Origin of the sequence: Actinomadura sp. 3N407, assembly GCF_052245875.1 — a bacterium.
In the GTDB taxonomy this organism is placed as follows: domain Bacteria; phylum Actinomycetota; class Actinomycetes; order Streptosporangiales; family Streptosporangiaceae; genus Spirillospora.
In genome coordinates, this window is the sequence record NZ_JBQQBP010000021.1 from 1 (window position 1) to 17,313 (window position 17,313).

The 17,313-nt window shown below is 72.2% G+C and carries 17 protein-coding genes and 1 rRNA gene; 10 read left to right on the top strand and 8 right to left on the bottom strand.

The annotated features are described in order from the left end of the window. Positions 1–73, top strand: a 5S ribosomal RNA gene (rrf, locus tag ACTWPP_RS37170); the annotation flags it as partial. A 42-nt stretch (positions 74–115) separates the two neighbouring features. Here the strand turns inward: rrf and ACTWPP_RS37175 are convergent. Next, positions 116–625 carry a tetratricopeptide repeat protein gene (locus ACTWPP_RS37175; RefSeq protein WP_443109121.1) on the bottom strand — a complete coding sequence of 170 codons (510 nt, stop codon included), beginning with the start codon at positions 623–625 and terminating at the stop codon, positions 116–118. A 690-nt stretch (positions 626–1,315) separates the two neighbouring features. On the opposite strand from ACTWPP_RS37175, the gene ACTWPP_RS37180 reads away from it, so the two are divergent. Both ACTWPP_RS37180 and ACTWPP_RS37185 read left to right on the top strand, forming a co-directional pair. Then, the gene (locus ACTWPP_RS37180; protein ID WP_443109122.1) at positions 1,316–1,939 is read left to right on the top strand and encodes a TetR/AcrR family transcriptional regulator; all 624 of its coding nucleotides are present in this window, start codon (positions 1,316–1,318) and stop codon (positions 1,937–1,939) included. A 30-nt stretch (positions 1,940–1,969) separates the two neighbouring features. After that, entirely contained in the window at positions 1,970–2,431 is a 462-nt protein-coding gene (locus ACTWPP_RS37185) for a PaaI family thioesterase (RefSeq protein WP_443109123.1), read from the top strand. Positions 2,432–2,440: 9 nt separating this feature from the next. On the opposite strand, the gene ACTWPP_RS37190 is transcribed toward ACTWPP_RS37185, so the two are convergent. The 3 genes from ACTWPP_RS37190 to ACTWPP_RS37200 all read right to left on the bottom strand — a co-directional run bounded on the left by ACTWPP_RS37190 (position 2,441) and on the right by ACTWPP_RS37200 (position 4,384). Beyond that, positions 2,441–2,875 (bottom strand): SMI1/KNR4 family protein, encoded by a 435-nt coding sequence (locus ACTWPP_RS37190; RefSeq protein WP_443109124.1) that lies wholly within the window; start codon positions 2,873–2,875, stop codon positions 2,441–2,443. Positions 2,876–3,099: 224 nt separating this feature from the next. Continuing rightward, positions 3,100–3,762, bottom strand: a complete 663-nt coding sequence (locus ACTWPP_RS37195; protein WP_443109125.1) for a glycoside hydrolase family 16 protein — start codon at positions 3,760–3,762, stop codon at positions 3,100–3,102. Between the two features lie 154 nt (positions 3,763–3,916). Further along, positions 3,917–4,384 carry a VOC family protein gene (locus ACTWPP_RS37200; protein ID WP_443109126.1) on the bottom strand — a complete coding sequence of 156 codons (468 nt, stop codon included), beginning with the start codon at positions 4,382–4,384 and terminating at the stop codon, positions 3,917–3,919. Here ACTWPP_RS37200 and murA point away from each other — a divergent pair. Next, a complete protein-coding gene (gene murA / locus ACTWPP_RS37205; protein WP_443109127.1) occupies positions 4,293–5,594 on the top strand; it encodes a UDP-N-acetylglucosamine 1-carboxyvinyltransferase in 1,302 nt (433 codons plus the stop codon). The two genes, ACTWPP_RS37200 and murA, sit on opposite strands and share 92 nt — an antisense overlap. Here murA and ACTWPP_RS37210 read toward each other — a convergent pair. After that, positions 5,591–6,130 carry a hypothetical protein gene (locus tag ACTWPP_RS37210; protein ID WP_443109128.1) on the bottom strand — a complete coding sequence of 180 codons (540 nt, stop codon included), beginning with the start codon at positions 6,128–6,130 and terminating at the stop codon, positions 5,591–5,593. The genes murA and ACTWPP_RS37210 overlap by 4 nt on opposite strands. A 92-nt stretch (positions 6,131–6,222) precedes the next feature. Between ACTWPP_RS37210 and ACTWPP_RS37215 the strand changes: the two genes are divergently transcribed. Together ACTWPP_RS37215 and ACTWPP_RS37220 are read left to right on the top strand one after the other, a co-directional pair. Continuing rightward, complete coding sequence (locus tag ACTWPP_RS37215) at positions 6,223–7,383, top strand: cytochrome P450 (RefSeq protein ID WP_443109129.1); 1,161 nt, start codon at positions 6,223–6,225, stop codon at positions 7,381–7,383. A 49-nt stretch (positions 7,384–7,432) separates the two neighbouring features. Continuing rightward, positions 7,433–8,296, top strand: coding sequence for a hypothetical protein (locus tag ACTWPP_RS37220; RefSeq protein ID WP_443109130.1), 864 nt, complete (start codon positions 7,433–7,435; stop codon positions 8,294–8,296). Here ACTWPP_RS37220 and ACTWPP_RS37225 read toward each other — a convergent pair. After that, positions 8,293–9,450 (bottom strand): pyridoxal phosphate-dependent aminotransferase, encoded by a 1,158-nt coding sequence (locus ACTWPP_RS37225; RefSeq protein WP_443109131.1) that lies wholly within the window; start codon positions 9,448–9,450, stop codon positions 8,293–8,295. The genes ACTWPP_RS37220 and ACTWPP_RS37225 overlap by 4 nt on opposite strands. Positions 9,451–9,586: 136 nt before the next feature. On the opposite strand from ACTWPP_RS37225, the gene ACTWPP_RS37230 reads away from it, so the two are divergent. The 3 genes from ACTWPP_RS37230 (at position 9,587) to ACTWPP_RS37240 (ending at position 14,846) form a co-directional block, all read left to right on the top strand. After that, a complete protein-coding gene (locus ACTWPP_RS37230; protein ID WP_443109132.1) occupies positions 9,587–11,188 on the top strand; it encodes an acyl--CoA ligase family protein in 1,602 nt (533 codons plus the stop codon). 129 nt (positions 11,189–11,317) lie between these two features. Then, the gene (locus tag ACTWPP_RS37235) at positions 11,318–12,883 is read left to right on the top strand and encodes an FAD-dependent monooxygenase (protein WP_443109133.1); all 1,566 of its coding nucleotides are present in this window, start codon (positions 11,318–11,320) and stop codon (positions 12,881–12,883) included. A 1-nt stretch (position 12,884) separates the two neighbouring features. Continuing rightward, positions 12,885–14,846, top strand: coding sequence for an aconitate hydratase (locus ACTWPP_RS37240; RefSeq protein WP_443109134.1), 1,962 nt, complete (start codon positions 12,885–12,887; stop codon positions 14,844–14,846). Positions 14,847–14,889: 43 nt separating this feature from the next. Here the strand turns inward: ACTWPP_RS37240 and ACTWPP_RS37245 are convergent, their stop codons facing one another. Then, positions 14,890–15,297, bottom strand: coding sequence for a DUF2795 domain-containing protein (locus tag ACTWPP_RS37245; RefSeq protein WP_443109135.1), 408 nt, complete (start codon positions 15,295–15,297; stop codon positions 14,890–14,892). A gap of 99 nt (positions 15,298–15,396) precedes the next feature. Here ACTWPP_RS37245 and ACTWPP_RS37250 point away from each other — a divergent pair, with 99 nt between their 5' ends. Then, entirely contained in the window at positions 15,397–15,747 is a 351-nt protein-coding gene (locus ACTWPP_RS37250) for a DUF7668 domain-containing protein (protein WP_443109136.1), read from the top strand. A 71-nt stretch (positions 15,748–15,818) separates the two neighbouring features. On the opposite strand, the gene ACTWPP_RS37255 is transcribed toward ACTWPP_RS37250, so the two are convergent. Then, complete coding sequence (locus ACTWPP_RS37255; RefSeq protein WP_443109137.1) at positions 15,819–17,225, bottom strand: cytochrome; 1,407 nt, start codon at positions 17,223–17,225, stop codon at positions 15,819–15,821. Positions 17,226–17,313 lie beyond the last annotated feature (88 nt).

A 17,313-nucleotide genomic window follows, 5' to 3' on the forward strand; every position in this document is an offset into this window, starting at 1 on the left:
CCCGGAAGTTAAGCCCTTCAGCGCCGATGGTACTGCACGGGAGACTGTGTGGGAGAGTAGGACGCCGCCGGACTCATATTGCAGGAAGGCCCCGCCGTCACCGGCGGGGCCTTCCTCATTTCTCGGGTTGTTCAGTTTCCATCAACGCTTTCGCATAGTTGGAAACGGAGCGGTTGTACTGCGGCAGGTGCCGCGACAGTGCGTCGAGTGCGAGTGACGCCGCCTCCCGGTCACGTCCAAGATCTGTGAGGGCGAGCGCGAGGAACGCGGTGACGGCATCGTCGAGTTCATCTGAGACGGCCTCGCGTTCCGCGGTGAGGAGAGCGACGCTTTCCCCGGCTTGGTCGAGGTTGCGCAGGGTGCTCGCGTATTGGATCGTCGCCTCCCGCCGACGCGGTCCTGTGAGCCCGGCCGAGAAGGCTTCCCGGTAGTGGGTGGCGGCCTCCGCCTCGTTGCCGATCGAGTCGTGCGCCGATGCCAGCTCGTAGTGGGCGATGGCGTCGCCGGCCGGAAGCTCGTCGGTCAGTTCCTTGACCTTCGCGAGGAAGACTTCGGGCTTGTGGTCGTCGAAGGTGGCCCAGAGTTCGGCGATCCGCCGTTCCCAGTCCGGCTCCGTGTTGATCATCGAGCAAGGATAGTGCCGGTCGAGGGGTGGCGAGCCGGGACGCAACGGTTGTGCAACGTGCGATAGGTGAGAATTAAACCAGTCCGACGATGGTCGGAACCATGGTCGCGCCGGTGCCAACCCACACCTCTGCACCGGCGCGGCCACCGTCCAGCGCCTTCGTCCGCCGTTTGCCTGCTTCGAGCGGCTGGGTCCCAGAAGCGACAGCTTCGATCAGCCGGCCGTGGAATCGCGCGACGAGTGATGCTCTGAACTTGTGTAGACCGCGCTGCACCGGCGCCTGGGGACCGTTATCCGGCTCCGGCCCGGGTCAGGCGCGTGTCCGCGTCGGCAGCGACCACAACGGGAGCAGCCACCCCACCCGTCCAGGCCGTTGAGGACGTCCAGGGATTGCGCCTCGTTCGCTGCGGCCCCGTCACCGGGCGGTAAGCGGCGCAGCACCACTGCCCGCTTCGATTCCGCGGTCTCGAGCAGCTGCGTGGCGGCGTGCGTCCCGCCCGCAAGGCGTCGCACGACGTGGACGGGGTCTCCGATGGCCTGGGCGGCCCACTCCAGGGCCCGGTGGGACGGCTGTGACTCGGGCACTGGGCCATGATGCGCCATCCCGTGCCACAACGCGACTGGCCGGCGCCGGTGGTCGGGAGCCATGTTTTTTCGGATCAGCGATCCGATATCGGTTACCGTGGTGGGGTGGGACGGAAGAAGAGGCGTACGGACGCGCTGCGCGGTGAGTTGCTCGGGGTCGCGGCGGGGCTGCTGGCGTCGGGTGGGAGCGGCGCGGTGACGACACGTGCCGTGGCCGCCGGTGCCGGGTCGTCGCAGGCGGCGGTGAACGAGCTGTTCGGCGGCAAGGCCGGTCTCGCACGCGCACTGTTCGCCGAGGGTTTCGCCCGCTTGGCCGGGGAACTGCGGGCGCTGGAGACCAGCGGCGACGCCGAGGCGGACGTGCTGGATCTGGCGCTGGCCGTGCGCTCGTTCGCGCACCGGTGTCCCCATCTCTACGAGGTCATGTTCTCCAGGCCGTTCGCCGAGTTCAGCCCCGGCCCGCAAGACGCCCGTGCCGCCGACGAGATCTACGGGATCGTGGTCGGCCGGGTCGCCGCCGCGCTGGGACACGGCCGCGCGAAGGGGACGGCGAAGGACGCCGCCATCGGGCTGTTCGCCACCGTTCAGGGGTTGATCGGACTCGAATCGTCCGGGCTGCTCGGCAGCGGCCCCGAGTCAGCCGATCACCGCTTCCGTTTCGTCCTCACCGCGGCGCTTCGCGGCCTGGTCGACGCCGCGTCCGCCGCGGATCCGTCCCGCGAGGCATGACGTGCCGTCGCAGATCGTCCTGGAGGGACGATGACCGCCGAACGCTCGCACTTCGTCCCCTGGGATCGCCCCAGTCCGCTGCTCGACGCCATCGGGGGCTTCGCCCGGCACGCTGCCGACCCCCTGCGGGCCGGCTTCACCGTCGACGGCCCCAAGTCGAACGCGCGTGGATTTCTGCACGGGGGCGTGATCGCCGCCATAGGTGACGTGGCCATCGGCCACGCCCTCGCCGTCCAGACCGACCCACCGGCGCACCTGGTCACCGTCAATCTTTCCTGCGACCTGCTGGGCACGGCGCGGGAGGGGGAGTGGGTCGACATCCTCATCACCCCGACGCGGGTGGGGAGAAGGCTCGCGGCGGGAACGGCGACGTTCACGTCGGACCGCGTCATCGCCAACGTCACCGCTCTCTTCATGCCGGTCGGTCCGGTGTCCAGCAGCTCCGGTCAGGCCGGCGGTTCGGGCGATCGAGCAGCCGCGCCGCCGGGCTGACGCCGCCGGCTACCGGTACCAGTCGTCGTCGCCGTGTGCGAGGGACCGGCCCAGGTAGTCCCGCAGGTCCCCGGCGACCCAGCGGCGGCTGTCGGTCTCGTGATCCCACACGAAGATGTCCGGCCGCGGTGGCGTCTGGACGAAGGCGAACTGGTCACCGCCGCCGTTGTCGCCGAAGAAGAGCAGCGGGTCGAAGGGCATGTACAGGTCGGCGAACGAGTCGTCCGACCGGAAGTGGAGGTTCTGCTCGACGATCTGCTCCAGCGGCCAGACCGTGTCCACCCCGTAGTGACCGACGATGCCGTCCGTTTCCTGAAGCAGGCCGGTGAGCGCGGACGGAAGGGAACGGCCCAGGCGCCGTTCGGCCATCGCCAGCGCGGCCGCACCGGTGGACGCCTTGAACCCGACGTCCGCGTATGCCCGGGACGCTGCTTCCTTCCACATGAGGGCAGCCTAGACGGGGCTTGCGGCTCAATACGCGCACATTCGCGGGCGGGTGCGACGACGAGCTCCACCGTCGGCTGCCGGGCCGCCTGTAGACCGCGAACGACCCACGCAGGGAGCGGGTGCCTCCGTCAACGGCCGGCCGCGTCCAGACGACCTGAACCCGGCGGCTCGACTGGTTCGCCCGCGCCCTGCACACCCATCGCCTGCATCAAGAGCACGTCCTAAGAAGACGTGTACACACGCACGTAGTCGACGAGCATGTCCGCCGGGAGCGCCTCGGCGTTGATGCGCTTCTTCTCATTGCTTCCCTGGACGTACATGATGAGCGGCTGCGGTTCCGTCATCGGGTGCGTCGCGTATCCCCGGTGCGGGGTGCCGTCGATGTAGGAGACGACCTTTCCTGCCCGGCATTCGAGACCGTAGACGTGGAAGCCCTCGTCGAGTGGAGCGCCGGCCCGTCCGATGTGCTGGACGTCGGCATCGGAGTGCCGGATGACGGAGTCGGCGTTCGCCTCCGTCCCGATCATTTTGGCGCGAACCTCGGTGTAGGAATTCCCGCCGATCGCGAACGTGGACCGCACGACTCCCGAATGGAAGTGGCCTTGTCCGGACGGGTTGTTGATCATCCGGATGCGGAGGAGGCCGCCCGACACCCGGACGTTCTCGTCGACGAACTGCACCTGGGCCGCCGTTTCGTTCCGGTACTTCTCGACCCACTTCGCGGTGTCCAGGAAACCGCCGTTGAACTCGTCGCTTTTCGCCGGGTCGAGCCGCCAGCCGATGCCGGGCGGAAGCATCGTCACGCGTTCCGCGTCGAAGCCGAGGGCCGTCGCCTTACTGCTCGCCGCGACCATGACCCCGCCGGCCCCCGCCGCCGCGACCATCCCGAGAAAACGACGCCGGTCGATCCTCCTTACAGCCCCACCCATCACATCCCCCGATTTCCCCTTATTCGGTTTGATGGATCCGATGGCCCGGGAGTTCACGGCGGCCGGGGACTGCGTCACGGCCGCGACTGCCGTTCGCGGCCGTTCGTCGTCATGCACCGACGCTTTCCGGGGAGTCCGGTACGGCTGCGGCTGCGGTGATGGCGATGCAGAAGGGGTGGCCCGTGGGGTCGAGGAACCCCTGAATCGCCGGCCGCCGGGCCTGGAAGCACGCGAGCACGGCGCCGATGGCGAGGGCCTGCGCCTCGGCCTGCTCAAGGTCTTCGACGCTGAAGTCGAGGTGAAGCCGGCGCGGTGACGCGGGGTCGGGCCATGGCGGCGGCCGGTGGTCGGCGGCGCGTTGGCGTGGCGGAACAGTGCGTGTGACGTGGGGAGACGAACACTGTGTGTGGGCGGAGGTGGTCCGTAAAGCGTGGGTTCGCGGTGAATTTGCTGGCCGGTCGTCTCTGACGCCGTAGGCTGCACGAGTGAATGAGAAGTTGTGGCAGATCGAACCGTCCGGGCCGTTGCGCGGTGACGTCACCGTGCGGGGGGCGAAGAACGCGGTCAGCAAGCACATGGTCGCGGCGATGCTGGGGGACGGGCCGAGCACGATCGGCAACGCGCCGGACGTCGGTGAGGTCGGGATCACGGCGGGGATGCTGGAGCACGTCGGGATGACCGTGGAGCGGTCCGGCGGCGATGTGACCGTCGTGCCGGGGCCGGTGGCCGATCCGAGTGTCGGCAAGGCCTTCACCGGGCTGAACCGCATCCCGATCCTGATGCTGGGGCCGCTGCTGCATCGGGCGGGCGAGGCGTTCGTGCCGCTGGTCGGCGGCGACCCGATCGGCAGGCGGCCGGTCGATTTCCATGTGGACGCGCTGCGGGCCTTCGGGGCCGAGATGACGTACGCGGCCGACGGGATCCACGCGCGGGCGACGCGGCTGGTGGGAGCGCGGATCGAGCTTCCGTATCCGAGTGTCGGCGCCACCGAGACGGTGCTGCTGGCGGCGGTGCGGGCCGAGGGCAAGACCGTCATCCGCAACGCGGCCACCGAGCCCGAGATCATCGAGCTGGCGCTGTTCCTGCAGCGGATGGGGGCGCGGATCTCGTTCGCGCCGGACCGGCGGATCGTGGTGGAGGGCGTCGAGCGGCTCAGCGGTGCGCTGACGCGGCTGGAGGGCGACCGGATCGAGGCGTTCTCCTACCTGGTCGCGGGGCTGGTCACCCGGGGGGAGGTGCGGGTGCACGGGTGCCCGCAGGACCGGCTCGTCACGGCGATCACGACGCTGACCAGGATGGGCGCGGAGTTCGAGATCACCGATGACTGGATCATGGCGTCCGCGCCGGACGGGCTGAGTCCCGCGGCCGTGCAGACCGACACGCATCCGGGGTTCGCGACGGACTGGCAGACGCCCTTGATGGTGCTGTTCACGCAGGCGGACGGCATGTCGGTGCTGCACGAGACCGTGTACGAGAACAGGCTCGCGTACGTCCCGGCGCTGCAGAGCATGGGCGCGGAGATCGAGGTCTACGACACCTGCCTGGGCGGGCCCGCGTGCCGGTACCACGACACGGCGGCGCTGCATTCGGCCGTCGTGCGGGGAGTGAGCAAGCTCCGCGGCGGCGACGTGACCATGCCCGACATCCGGGCCGGGTTCTCGGCGGTGCTGGCGGCGGCGGTCGCCGAAGGGCCGTCCACGCTGCGGGGCGTCCACCACATCGAGCGCGGCTACCACCGGCCGGTGGAGCAGTTCCGGGCGCTGGGGCTCGCGCTGAGGGCGGGTTAACCGGGGGTTCTGACGTTCACTGCTGTGCTCGGCCAGGTGAACGTGAGTGCGCCGCCGACGGGAAGGTCGCGCCAGAGCGGCGCCAGTTCGTCCAGGCGGTCCAGGATGCGGTCGACGATGGGCGCGTCCTCGGGTGGGATCTGCTTGCGTTGGGCCCACGCGGGGGCCTGGGCTCCGGTACGGCGTCTCCAGGCGATGTCGCACAGGCCCGCGAAATGCTCGGACCTGGCCATGTCGCTGTGGTCCGACCTGCCGAGGGATGCCTCGCGCTTCTTCAGCCTGCGCTGCTCCCGGGCTCGGCGGCGCGGGTCGCCGGGCGTCTCGGTCGTCGCCGGGAAGCCGCCGCCGCCCGCCGCTGCCCGTCCGTAGACGCCGGACGACAGTCCCAGTTCCGCCTCGGCCAGGTAGTGGACGAGGTCGTGCGGGATGTTGTCGTCGTACCCGGGTGCGGGGTCCATCCGGCGCGGATTCCTGCTGGGGAGGGAGACGACGGTCGCGTACCGGCGTTCACCGGTGCGTTCGAAGGTGACGTCCATGCCGCCAGGCTAGGCCGGACGATCCGCCGCACGCATTCCCATTTTCCGGCGCACTACGGTGGTTCGATCATCGGCGTGGAAGGGACGCGATCGTGGAGTTCGACCGGCGGGACCCCTATCCGCATTACGCCAGGGCCAGGGAGGCCGAGGGGCTGACGTTCGTCCCGGAGTTGGACGCGTGGCTCGTCGCCCGGCACGCCGACGCGCGGACGGTGCTGCGCGATCCGGGGACGTTCTCCTCGGCGAACGCGATCCGCCCGGACGTGCTGCCGGGGCCGGAGGCGGTCGCGGTGCTGGAGTCGGTGCCGGCGGGCGGGCCGGTGGTGGTCACCGCGGACGGCGACGATCATCGGCGGGTGCGTGAGCCGCTGTCGCGGGGGCTGTCCCCCAAGCGGGTCGCCGCGGCCGTCCCGTTCATCACCGGGCGGGCGGAGGAACTGGTCGCCTCGTTCAAGGACGATCACCGTGTCGAGCTGATGGGACGGTACGCGCGCGTCCTGCCGGGCGACGTGATCGGGCATCTGCTCGGCATCGATCCCGCCGACATGCCCGCCCTGATCGAGGGCGGCTACCGGGCCGAGGACCTGATCTTCCGGGAGATGGGGACGGCGGAGCAGGTCGCGGCGGCCCGGGACGTCGCGGGCATGAAGCGGGTCCTGGACGCTCTGGTGAGGAGCCGCGGCGGGGAGCCCGGGGACGATCTGTGCGGCGAGATGATCCGCGGGATCGAGCCGCACGGCACGCTCATCTCGAACCTGCAGAACCTGCTGCTCGCCGGGCATCTGACGACGACGGCGCTGATCGGGACGGCGGTGCTGCATCTGCTGCGCGACCGGGGGCGGTGGGAGCTGCTGTGCGGGCGTCCCGAGCTGATCCCGGCGGCGGTCGAGGAGGCGGCACGGTACGACACGGCCATCCAGGGCTTCCGGCGGGTCACCACCCGGCCCGTCACGCTGGCGGGAACCGATCTGCCCGAGGGGGCCGAGGTCTTCGTCGCCTTCGGCGCGGCCGGACGCGACCCTGACGCCCATGAACGTCCCGACGAGTTCGACATCACGCGGAAACCCGCGCGGCACCTGGCGTTCGGGCACGGCGTCCACGCGTGCCCCGGCGCGCAGCTCGCCCGCGAGCAGGTACGGATCACGCTGGAGGTCCTGACCAGGGAACTGCCCGCCCTGCGGCTGGAAGGGCCGGTGGAGATGCTGCCGAACCTCATCCACCGCTCGCCCCGGGAACTGTTCCTTACCTGGTGATGGCCGAAAGCTACAAGACGGACGCGGAGGCGGGGGCCACGCTGGAGTCATGAACCTGAACAAGGCATCCGACTTCATGGCGATGCACGCGCGGACGCTCGACCGCCGCCGGTTCGAGGTGCTGACGGGCGAGGGCGACCGCGACGCGTTGCTCGCCGCCCTGAACGCCTACCGGAACCCCGACGGCGGCTACGGCCACGGCCTTGAGCCCGACCTCCGGTCGAGGACGAGCCAGCCCGGTCCCGCGCTGCACGCGTTCGAGGTCTTCGAGGAACTGGCCCCCGTCACGGTCCCGGAGGCCGTCGCGCTCTGCGACTGGCTGGAGTCGGTGACGCTGCCCGACGGCGGCCTGCCGTTCGCCCTGCGCGTCCCCGACCCGGCCGGTTGCGCGCCGTTCTGGGCGGGCGCCGATCCGGAGGCGTCCTCGCTGCAGATCACGGCGGTGGTCGCGGCGATGGCGCAGCGTGTCGCCGCCCACGACAAGGCGGTGGCCGGGCATCCCTGGCTCGACCGCGCCACCCGCTTCTGCCTCGGCGCCGTCCGGACGAAGGACGAACCGCACGCCCTGGAACTGGCCTTCACCCTGTGGCTGGCCGACGCCGTCCACGACACCGAGGTCATCGACATGCTCGGCGGGCACATCCCGGACTCCGGCCTCGTCCACGTCCAGGGCGGGCTGGAGGACGAGACGATGCGGCCGCTCGACTTCGCACCCTACCCCGGCCGTCCCGTCCGGGCTCTCTTCGCGCCGGAGGTCGTGGCGGCGGAGTTGCGGCGTCTCGAGGAGGAGCAGCAGGACGACGGCGGCTGGCGCGTCGACTTCGCCAGCTACTCGCCCGCCGCGGAACTGGAGTGGCGGGGCCACGCGACCGTCAGGGCCGTCTCCATCCTGACCGCCGAAACGGGACGCTAGAGCGCGCGGCGGAAGCGTTCGGCCAGGTCGCCGAGGCGTTCCACCGGTTCGTTGGCGAAGACGAGCCGCAGGTAGTGCGCTCCGGCCGGTCCCCAGCCGTCCATCGGCGTCGCGGCGACCTTCGCGCGGTCGAACAGCCGCCGCGACAGGTCGGCGGGGGACAGGCCGAGCGGCCGGCAGTCGACGAGCAGCGACCATCCGCCGTCCGGCCGGACGGCGGGCAGCCCGGACAGCTGCCGCAGGATCGTGTCGCGGCGTTCCCGCCAGATCGCGGTCGCGGCGGCCACGTCGGCGTCGGCGTCCGGGGCCGTCAGCGCGTCCGCGACGGCCCGCTGCGCGATGCCGACCTGGCACACGACGTTCGTCAGCCCGACGAGGCGGACGTCGTGCAGGATCGCCGCCGGGCCCACGACCCACCCGACGCGCCAGCCGATGAGCCGCAGTTCCTTGGACGCCGACCCGACCGTGATCGTCCGTTCGGCCAGGCCGGGGATCCGGGCGGGATGGTCCGGCGGACGCCCGTCGAAACGGATGCGCTCCATGGCCGCGTCGTAGATGAGCCATGCGTCGTGCCGTTCGAGGGCTTCGGCCAGGGCCGTCCAGTGCGTCTCGTCCAGGACGAGCCCGGTCGGCATCGCCGGGCCCATCATCAGTACCGCGGCCGTGCGCGGTCCGACGGCGTCGGCGAGCGCCTGCGGATCGACCGTCCAGCCGCCGTCGGACGCCGAGCACGGGACGAACCGGGGCACGCCGCCGGCGAGGTGCACCCGGTTGACCAGCCCCGCGTAGATGGGGTCGCAGAGCACGACCTCATCGCCCGGCTCGACGGTGGCCAGCAGCGTGTTGGTGATCCCGTTCAGGCCGCCGGCGACGCCCACGCATTCGGTGCCGGGATCGTAGGCGCGCCCGGCGATCCTCCCGACGTGCGCGGCGGCGGCCTCCAGCAGGCCGCGGTGCCCCTGGAACGGCAGGTAGCTGTTGGCGTCGTCGGCGTCCACGGCGGCGTGCGTCGCGGTGACGGCGACCGCCGGGGGCCGCACGTCGGTGTCGAGGTTCTCCAGGCGTAGGAACTCCGGGTCGGACGCGGCGTCGGCGGCGTCGCCGATCTCGTCCACGCCGATGCCGGGGATGCCGCGGAGCCGGGAAACGGTCACGCCGATCACTCCTCGTATGCGATCTTGGGGTACCAGGGTGGGGTACGCCGGGGCGGCGCGTCCAGTAGAGGTGCGCGCGTCCGTGGGATGCTTGAGACGCAGGTCGCATCTGCTCCGACGGCACCGGAGGCACCCGATGGACAACGGCGTTGGCCGCACCCCGCTGACCCCGCTCGCGTTCCTCAAGCGGTCGGCGGAGGTGTTCCCCGGCAAGACCGCCTACGCCTACGGGGACCGGCGCGCGACGTACGAGGAGTTCGCCGCCGAGGCGACGCGTCTGGCGAGCGCGCTGCGGGCGTCGGGGATCGGGCCGGGGGACCGGGTGGCCTACCTGGCGCCGAACGTCCCGGAGTTGCTGGTGGCGCACTTCGGGGTGCCGCTCGCCGGGGCCGTCCTCGTCGCGATCAACACGCGGCTGGCCCCGGAGGAGATCCGCTACATCCTCGACCACTCGGGGGCGAAGGCGCTGGTCGTGGACGCGGGCCTGCATCCGTCCGTGGCGCCGCTCGCCGGCGCGCTCCCCGAGGTCGTCACCGTCCCGGCCACCGGCGCCCGGCCCGACCCGGCGGTCGGCGGCGTCGCCTACGGCGAGCTGATGGCGCGCGGCTCCGACGACCCGCTGCCCTGGGAGGTGGACGACGAGGACGCCGCCATCTCGATCAACTACACGTCCGGCACCACGGGGCGGCCGAAGGGCGTCGTCTACACGCACCGGGGCGCGTACCTGAACGCGCTCGGCGAGGTGACGCACTCGCGGCACACGCCCGACAGCGTGTACCTGTGGACGCTGCCGATGTTCCACTGCAACGGCTGGTGCACGCCGTGGGCGCTCGCCGCGATCGGCGGGACGCAGGTGTGCCTGCGCGCCGTCGTCGCCGGTGAGGTGTGGCGGCTCATCGACACCGAGGGCGTCACCCACCTCAACGGCGCGCCGACCGTGCTGGTGACGATCGCGAACGCGGCGGAGGCGCATCCGCTGGAGCGGCCCCTGACCGTCACGACCGCGGGCGCGCCGCCGAGCCCCACGATCATCGGGCAGATGGAGCAGCTCGGCGCCGGCATCGTCCACGTGTACGGGCTGACGGAGACCTACGGGCCGTACTCGGTGTGCGAGCCGCAGCCCGGATGGCCCGCCCTCGCCGCGTCCGACCGGGCCCGGCTGCTGGCCCGGCAGGGCGTCGGCATGGTCCAGACCGACGGGCTGCGCGTCGTCGACGACGACATGAACGACGTCCCGGCGGACGGGGAGACACTCGGCGAGATCGTCATGCGCGGCAACAACGTGATGAAGGGGTACCACCGGGACGGGGAGGCCACCGCGAAGGCGTTCCGGGGAGGCTGGTTCCACTCCGGCGACCTCGGCGTCCGCCACCCGGACGGCTACGTCGAGCTGCGCGACCGGTCCAAGGACATCATCATCTCCGGCGGGGAGAACATCTCGACCGTGGAGGTGGAGCGCGCGATCGACTCGCATCCCGCCGTGCTGGAGGTCGCCGTCGTCGCGGTGCCGGACGACAAGTGGGGCGAGCGCCCCAAGGCGTTCGTGGTGCTCCGCGACGGGCACGCCGCGACCGAGGCCGAGCTGGTCGGGCACGTCCGGACCGGCCTCGCCCGGTTCAAGGCGCCCGACTCGGTGGAGTTCGTGACCGAGCTGCCGAAGACGTCCACCGGCAAGATCCAGAAGTTCCAGCTCCGGGAGAAGGAGTGGGCGGGCCGGGACCGCCGCGTCCAGGGCTGACCGGCGGCGCGGGAAGCGGTGCAGAACGCCCGGCGCACGGCGTGCCCGGCAGGTGAGGACCGCCGGTTCCTGGGAAGTGTTCCCAAGGCGAGGGCCGGGCCCGGCCGTCGAGCGCGAGGAGGGAGCGGGATGTCGCCCACCGGGAAGCCGACGGGGAACGTGCTGATCGTGGGGGCGGGCCCGACCGGTCTCCTGCTGGCGGGCGACCTGGCCGCCGCCGGGATCGGCTGCACGGTGCTGGAACGCCGCGAGGCCGAGACGAGCAACCTGACGCGGGCGTTCGCCGTGCACGCCCGCACGCTGGAGATGCTGGACGCGCGCGGCGTCGCGGACGAGCTGGTCGCGGCGGGCGAGCGGGTCGGCGCGGTGCAGGTGCTGCGGACCACCAGCCTCGACCTTTCGCGGCTGCCGGGCCGCTTCCCCTATGTGCTGGTCACGCCGCAGTACGAGACCGAACGCGTGCTGCGGGAACGGGCGCTGGGCGCGGGAGCGGAGATCGTGCACGGCGCCGAGGTCGTCGGGCTGCGGCAGGACGCGGCGGGCGTCGACGTCGAGGTGCGGATGTCGGGCGGCGGCGCGCAGACCCGCCGCGCGTCCTATGTCGTCGGCGCCGACGGGGTCCGCAGCACCGTCCGGCGTGAGATGGGGCTGCCGTTCCCCGGCCAGGCGGCCGTGCGGTCGGTGATGCTCGCCGACGTCCGCCTGGAGGACGCGCCCGCCGACGTCCTGACCGTCAACGCGGTCGGCGACGCGTTCGCGTTCCTGGCGCCGTTCGGGGACGGCTGGTACCGGGTGATCGCCTGGAACCGCCGCCACCAGGCGCCCGACTCCGACCCCGTCGACATGGACGAGCTGCGGGAGGTGACGCGCCGCGCCCTCGGCACCGACCACGGCATGTACGGCCCGCGCTGGACGTCCCGGTTCCACAGCGACGAGCGGCAGGTGCCGAAGTACCGGGTGGGCCGGGTGTTCCTCGCCGGTGACGCCGCGCACGTCCATTCGCCGGCGGGCGGGCAGGGCATGAACACCGGGATCCAGGACGCCGCGAACCTCGGCTGGAAGCTGGCGGCGGAGCTGTGGGGCTGGGCGCCCTCGTGGCTGCTCGACAGCTACCACGAGGAGCGGCACCCCATCGGGCGGCTCGTCGTGCGCGGCAGCGGCGCGGCGCTGCGGTTCGTGCTCGCCGAACCGCTCTGGCTGCGCCGGGCGCGCACCGCCGCGGCATGGGCGGCGACCCACACCCGTCCGGTCGCGCGGCGGCTGGCGGGCGCCGTGTCCGGCATCGACATCGCCTACCCGGCGCCGCGCGGATCCCACCGCCTGACCGGCAGGCGCGCACCGGACGTCCCCCTGGCGGGGAGCCCGGGCCGGCTGTACGGGCTGCTCGGCAACGGGGTCTTCGTACTGGTGGTCGCGGCGAACGACCCGGCGGTGACCTACCTGGCGACCAAGCGGTGGGCGGGGCGCGTGCACTGCGCCCTGGCGGGCGGCGCCACCCGCACGACGGCGCTGGTGCGGCCCGACGGCTACATCGCGTGGGCGACCGACGAGACGGCGCCGGACCGGCGGGCCGCGGCGATCCGCGACGCCCTGAACCAGTGGTGCGGGCAGCCCGCGGACCGGCCCGTCCACGAACCACATCCGGTCGACGGCGTCCCGGGGGACGACCGGCCCCGGGAGAGGCGGAGGAACTGACATGCCGGACGGCGCGGGGGGCCGGAACGCGGCCCGCAAGCTGATCGCCTCGCATCTGGCGAGCGGTGAGATGACACCGGGCGGCGAGATCGGGGTGCACGTCGACCAGACGCTCACCCAGGACGCGACGGGCACGATGGTGATGCTGGAGCTGGAGGCCCTCGACCTCGACCGCGTCCGGACGGACGTGTCGGTCCAGTACGTCGACCACAACCTGCTGCAGGCCGACGAGCGCAACATGGCGGACCACATCTTCCTGCGGTCGGCGTGCCGCCGGTACGGGCTCTGGTACTCCAAGGCGGGCAACGGCGTCTCGCATCCGACGCACATGCAGCGGTTCGGGGTGCCCGGCGCCACGATGGTCGGCTCCGACTCGCACACCTGCGCCGCCGGGTCGCTCGGCATGCTCGCGATCGGCGTCGGCGGGCTGGAGGTCGCGATGGCGATGGCCGGGGAGCCGCTGCACATCACGATGCCGGAGATCTGGGGCGTCCGGCTGACGGGGGAGCTGCCGCCGTGGCTGAGCGCCAAGGACGTGATCCTGGAGATGCTCCGGCGGCACGGGGTCCGCGGCGGCGTCAACCGGATCATCGAGTACCACGGCCCCGGGCTGGCGTCGCTGACCGCGATGGACCGGCACGTCATCGCGAACATGGGCGCCGAGCTGGGCGCGACGACGACGGTGTTCCCCTCCGACGAGCGGGTCCTGGAGTTCCTGCGGGGCGAGGGCCGCGAGGACGACTTCACCGAGATCGTCGCGGATCCGGGCGCCTCCTACGACGTCACCGAGGAGATCGACCTGTCGTCGCTGGAACCGCTGATCGCCCGCCCCGGCTCACCCGGCGACGTGGTGCCGGTGCGGGAGGCGGCGGGGGAGGAGGTCCACCAGGTCGTCGTCGGGTCGTCGGCGAACCCGGGGCTGCGCGACTTCGCGTCCGTCGCGGCGATCGTCAGGGGACGGCAGGTGCCGCCGCAGGTGTCGCTGGACGTCAACCCCACGTCCCGGCAGATCCTCCTCGATCTCACCCGGATGGGCGTGACCGCCGACCTCATCCAGGCGGGCGCCCGCATCCACCAGGCGGGCTGCCTCGGCTGCATCGGCATGGGGCAGGCGCCCGCGATCGGCCGCAACAGCCTGCGGACGTTCCCGCGCAACTTCCCCGGACGGTCCGGCACCAAGGACGACCTGGTCTGGCTCTGCTCGCCCGAGACCGCCGCGGCCGCGGCGCTCACCGGGCGGATCACCGACCCGCGCGACCTCGACATGGACCCGCCCTCCGTGCGGCTGCCGGACAAGTCCAGCGTCAGCCGCGAGATGCTCGAAGCCCCGCCGCCCGAGGACGAGGCGCGCGCCGTCGAGCTGGAGAAGGCACCGAGCATCGGCGTCCTGCCCGAACTGGACCCGCTCCCGGACGAGCTGGAGATCCCCGTCGTCATCAAGGTCGGCGACGACGTGTCCACCGACGAGATCCTCCAGGCGGGCGCGCGGGCCCTGCCGTACCGGAGCGACATCGCCAAGCTGGCGGACTTCGCGTTCACCCGGCTCGACGAGGGCTACCCGGAGCGGGCGCGGGAGGCCGGGCCGCACGCCGTGGTCGGCGGCCGCAACTACGGGCAGGGGTCCTCGCGCGAGCACGCCGCGATCGCGCCCCGCCACCTCGGGCTCCGGCTCGTCCTGGCCCGCGGGTACGCCCGCATCCACTGGCAGAACCTCGTCAACTTCGGGATCCTGCCGCTCGAGTTCGCCGACGAGGCCGACTACGACCGTGTCGGGCAGGGCGACGTGCTGCGGGTCGAAGGCGTCCGTGACGCCCTGAAGGCCGGGCACGAGGTCGAGGTGCGCAACACCACCAAGGGCGAGACGTACCGGGCGCGCCACCGCCTGTCGGCGCGGCAGCGGGACCTGGTCGCCGCCGGCGGCCAGATCCCGCTGCTCCGCGAACGCGCCCTCCGGGGACGGTGAGCCGCGGGCGCCCGCCCGATCGGGGCGCGGCGCCCGGTCAAGATCAGTAGCGGCGCTCCTCGCGGCCGTAGCCGAGTTCCTCGGCGATGTCGGCGAGGTTCTCGTACTCGCGCTTGGGCAGCGTCCGCAACTGCTCGACCGCCGCATCGGGCGCGCCGGCCTCGGCGGCGTGCCGGATCAGCTCGTTCGGCCGCGCCGGGTACCGGATGCCGGTGAGCATCCGGGCGAGGGCGCTGCGGCCCTCGACGTCCTGCGCGGACATGCCGGGCGGGGAGCCCTCGCGCTCCCCGGCGGCCGGGATGGTCGGGTCCGCGGGGTCGTCGTCGGAGAAGGGCTCGGTCTCCTTGAACTCCTCGGCGCGCGTGGGATGACCGCCGCTGACCATGCCCTGCGTCTCGCGGGCGATCTCCTCGTCCACCTTCGCGCCGTGCTTGTCGCTCTTGTCTGGCATCGTTCGTCCTCCCTGCGCGCCTACCGGTGAGAACGTTCCCGGGCGGACGTGCCCAAACATGGGACCGATCTTGGAGGAGCGGCGGGTACGGTGTGGCGCATGCTGCCGCGGGAGGGCGTGAACGCCGTCCGGGTCGTGGTCGCCCTGCTGGTCGCGGGAGACTACGAGGAACTGGAGACGCTGACCGAGGGACGCCGGCTCAGCGCGTCCGGGATGTCCGGCGCGATCGAGGGGAACGGGGTCGATCTGATCAGCCCGCCGGAGGACGCCTTCGACGCCATCGACGTGATCGGCGTCGAGCAGGTCACGGGCGGGCGGCGGGACTTCCGCGTGGCGTTCCCGCTGTGGACGGCGCAGGAGGGCCGCTCGGCCCTGGATCTGCGGCTCACGCTCAGCGAGGTCATGGACGGCGTGTGGACCGTGGAGCTGGACGGCATCGGCGCACGCTGACCCTCGGCCCGCGGCGCAGGCGGAAGGCCCGCGCACGCTGCGGCCGACCAGGTGACGCGGCGCCTCCCGCGTCAGGACTGGGACAGGCGCATCATCCGCAGGACGCGCCGGACCAGCGAATTCGGCGCGGTCTCGGCCGACGTGTCCCGCTCCGGCGCCCCCTCCGCCCCGGAGGGACCCGAGGGCGGCGGCTCCGGCGGGCCCTCGGGCAGTTCGTAGTTCACCGGCAGCGACCGCAGGCCGCGCATCATGGGGGAGGACCGCCACGGAAGCTGGTCGGCGGGCAGCGCGAGCCGCAGCGCGGCGAACCGGTCGAACAGCCGCTCCACCGCGGCCGTGGTGATGGTCGTGGCGAGGTCGCGGCCGATGCAGGCGTGCGGCCCGGCGCCCCAGGCCAGATGCGCGCGGGAGCTGTAGATCGAGTCGGGGTCCATGGTGCCGGTGAACGCGGGGTCCAGATGCGCGGCGGCGGGCGACAGCATGACCGGGTCCCCGGCCGCGATCTGGAACCGTCCGACGCGCACGTCGGTCTTCGGCCACCGGAACGTCAGGTTGGCCATCGGCGGGCTGGTGATCGCGGCCCGGTTGACCGCCTCCGGCAGCATCCCGGCGGAGATGCTGTCCCGGACCCCGGTCTCCCCGATGATCACTTCGGCGATCGTGTTGCAGATCAGCGTGCCGGTGTAGTCGCCGACCAGCCCGATGAGCATGATCATCTCGCGGCTGAGCTCTTCGACCGTCAGGTCGGGCACGGCGGCGAGCATGTAGGACGGCAGGTCCTCGCCGGGCGCGGCCATCTTGGCGGCGCAGACGCCGGCGACCTCGGTGCTGAGCCGCGCCGCCGCCTCTGCGGCGTCCGGCCCGGCGTCCAGCATCCGCCACATGTCCATGATGATCTCGTCGCCGCGGCCGGACTCGGCGCCGAGCAGCCGGCCCACGATCATCAGCGGCAGCGGCCGGGCGTACTGCGCCGACAGATCGGCCCATCCGCCGCGGCCGGCGTTCTCCGACAGCACGGTGATCAGCTCGTCGGCGTACCGCCGGATGTCGCGTTCCAACTCCTTGGCCTGGGTCCGCGTGCGGTCCTGGAACGGGCGCAGGCCCTCGCTCCAGGCGCCGCGCAGCCGGGTGAGGTCGGCGCCGTCGCGGAACACCGAGTTGTCGATCTCGAAGGCGGGCAGCAGCGGCCAGTCGGCCGGGACGCGGCCCTCCCGGCGCGCCCGCCAGGAGTCGAGGCGCTTGCTCCAGATGCCCCGCGTGTCGCGCAGGATGTCGAGCGTCTGGGGGTAGCCGATCACCAGCCACGCCGGAACGCCGAGGACGTCCACCGGCGCGACCGGCCCGTACTCGGCGCGGAGCCGCTCGTAGAACAGCGCGGGCCTGGATTCGTAGTCGCGGTTCACCAGCGGCTGGACGGCGAGCGACTCCAGCGGCGGGTGGGCGGGTGCGGGCTCTGCCTGCGGGGTCTGGGGCTCCACGGGCACAAACCCTAGGAGAGATCGTTCTGTGCTGACCGGTTGATGGCGAAATCTTCCTGGATGATCTTCCCGGGGGGTGCAGATGGCC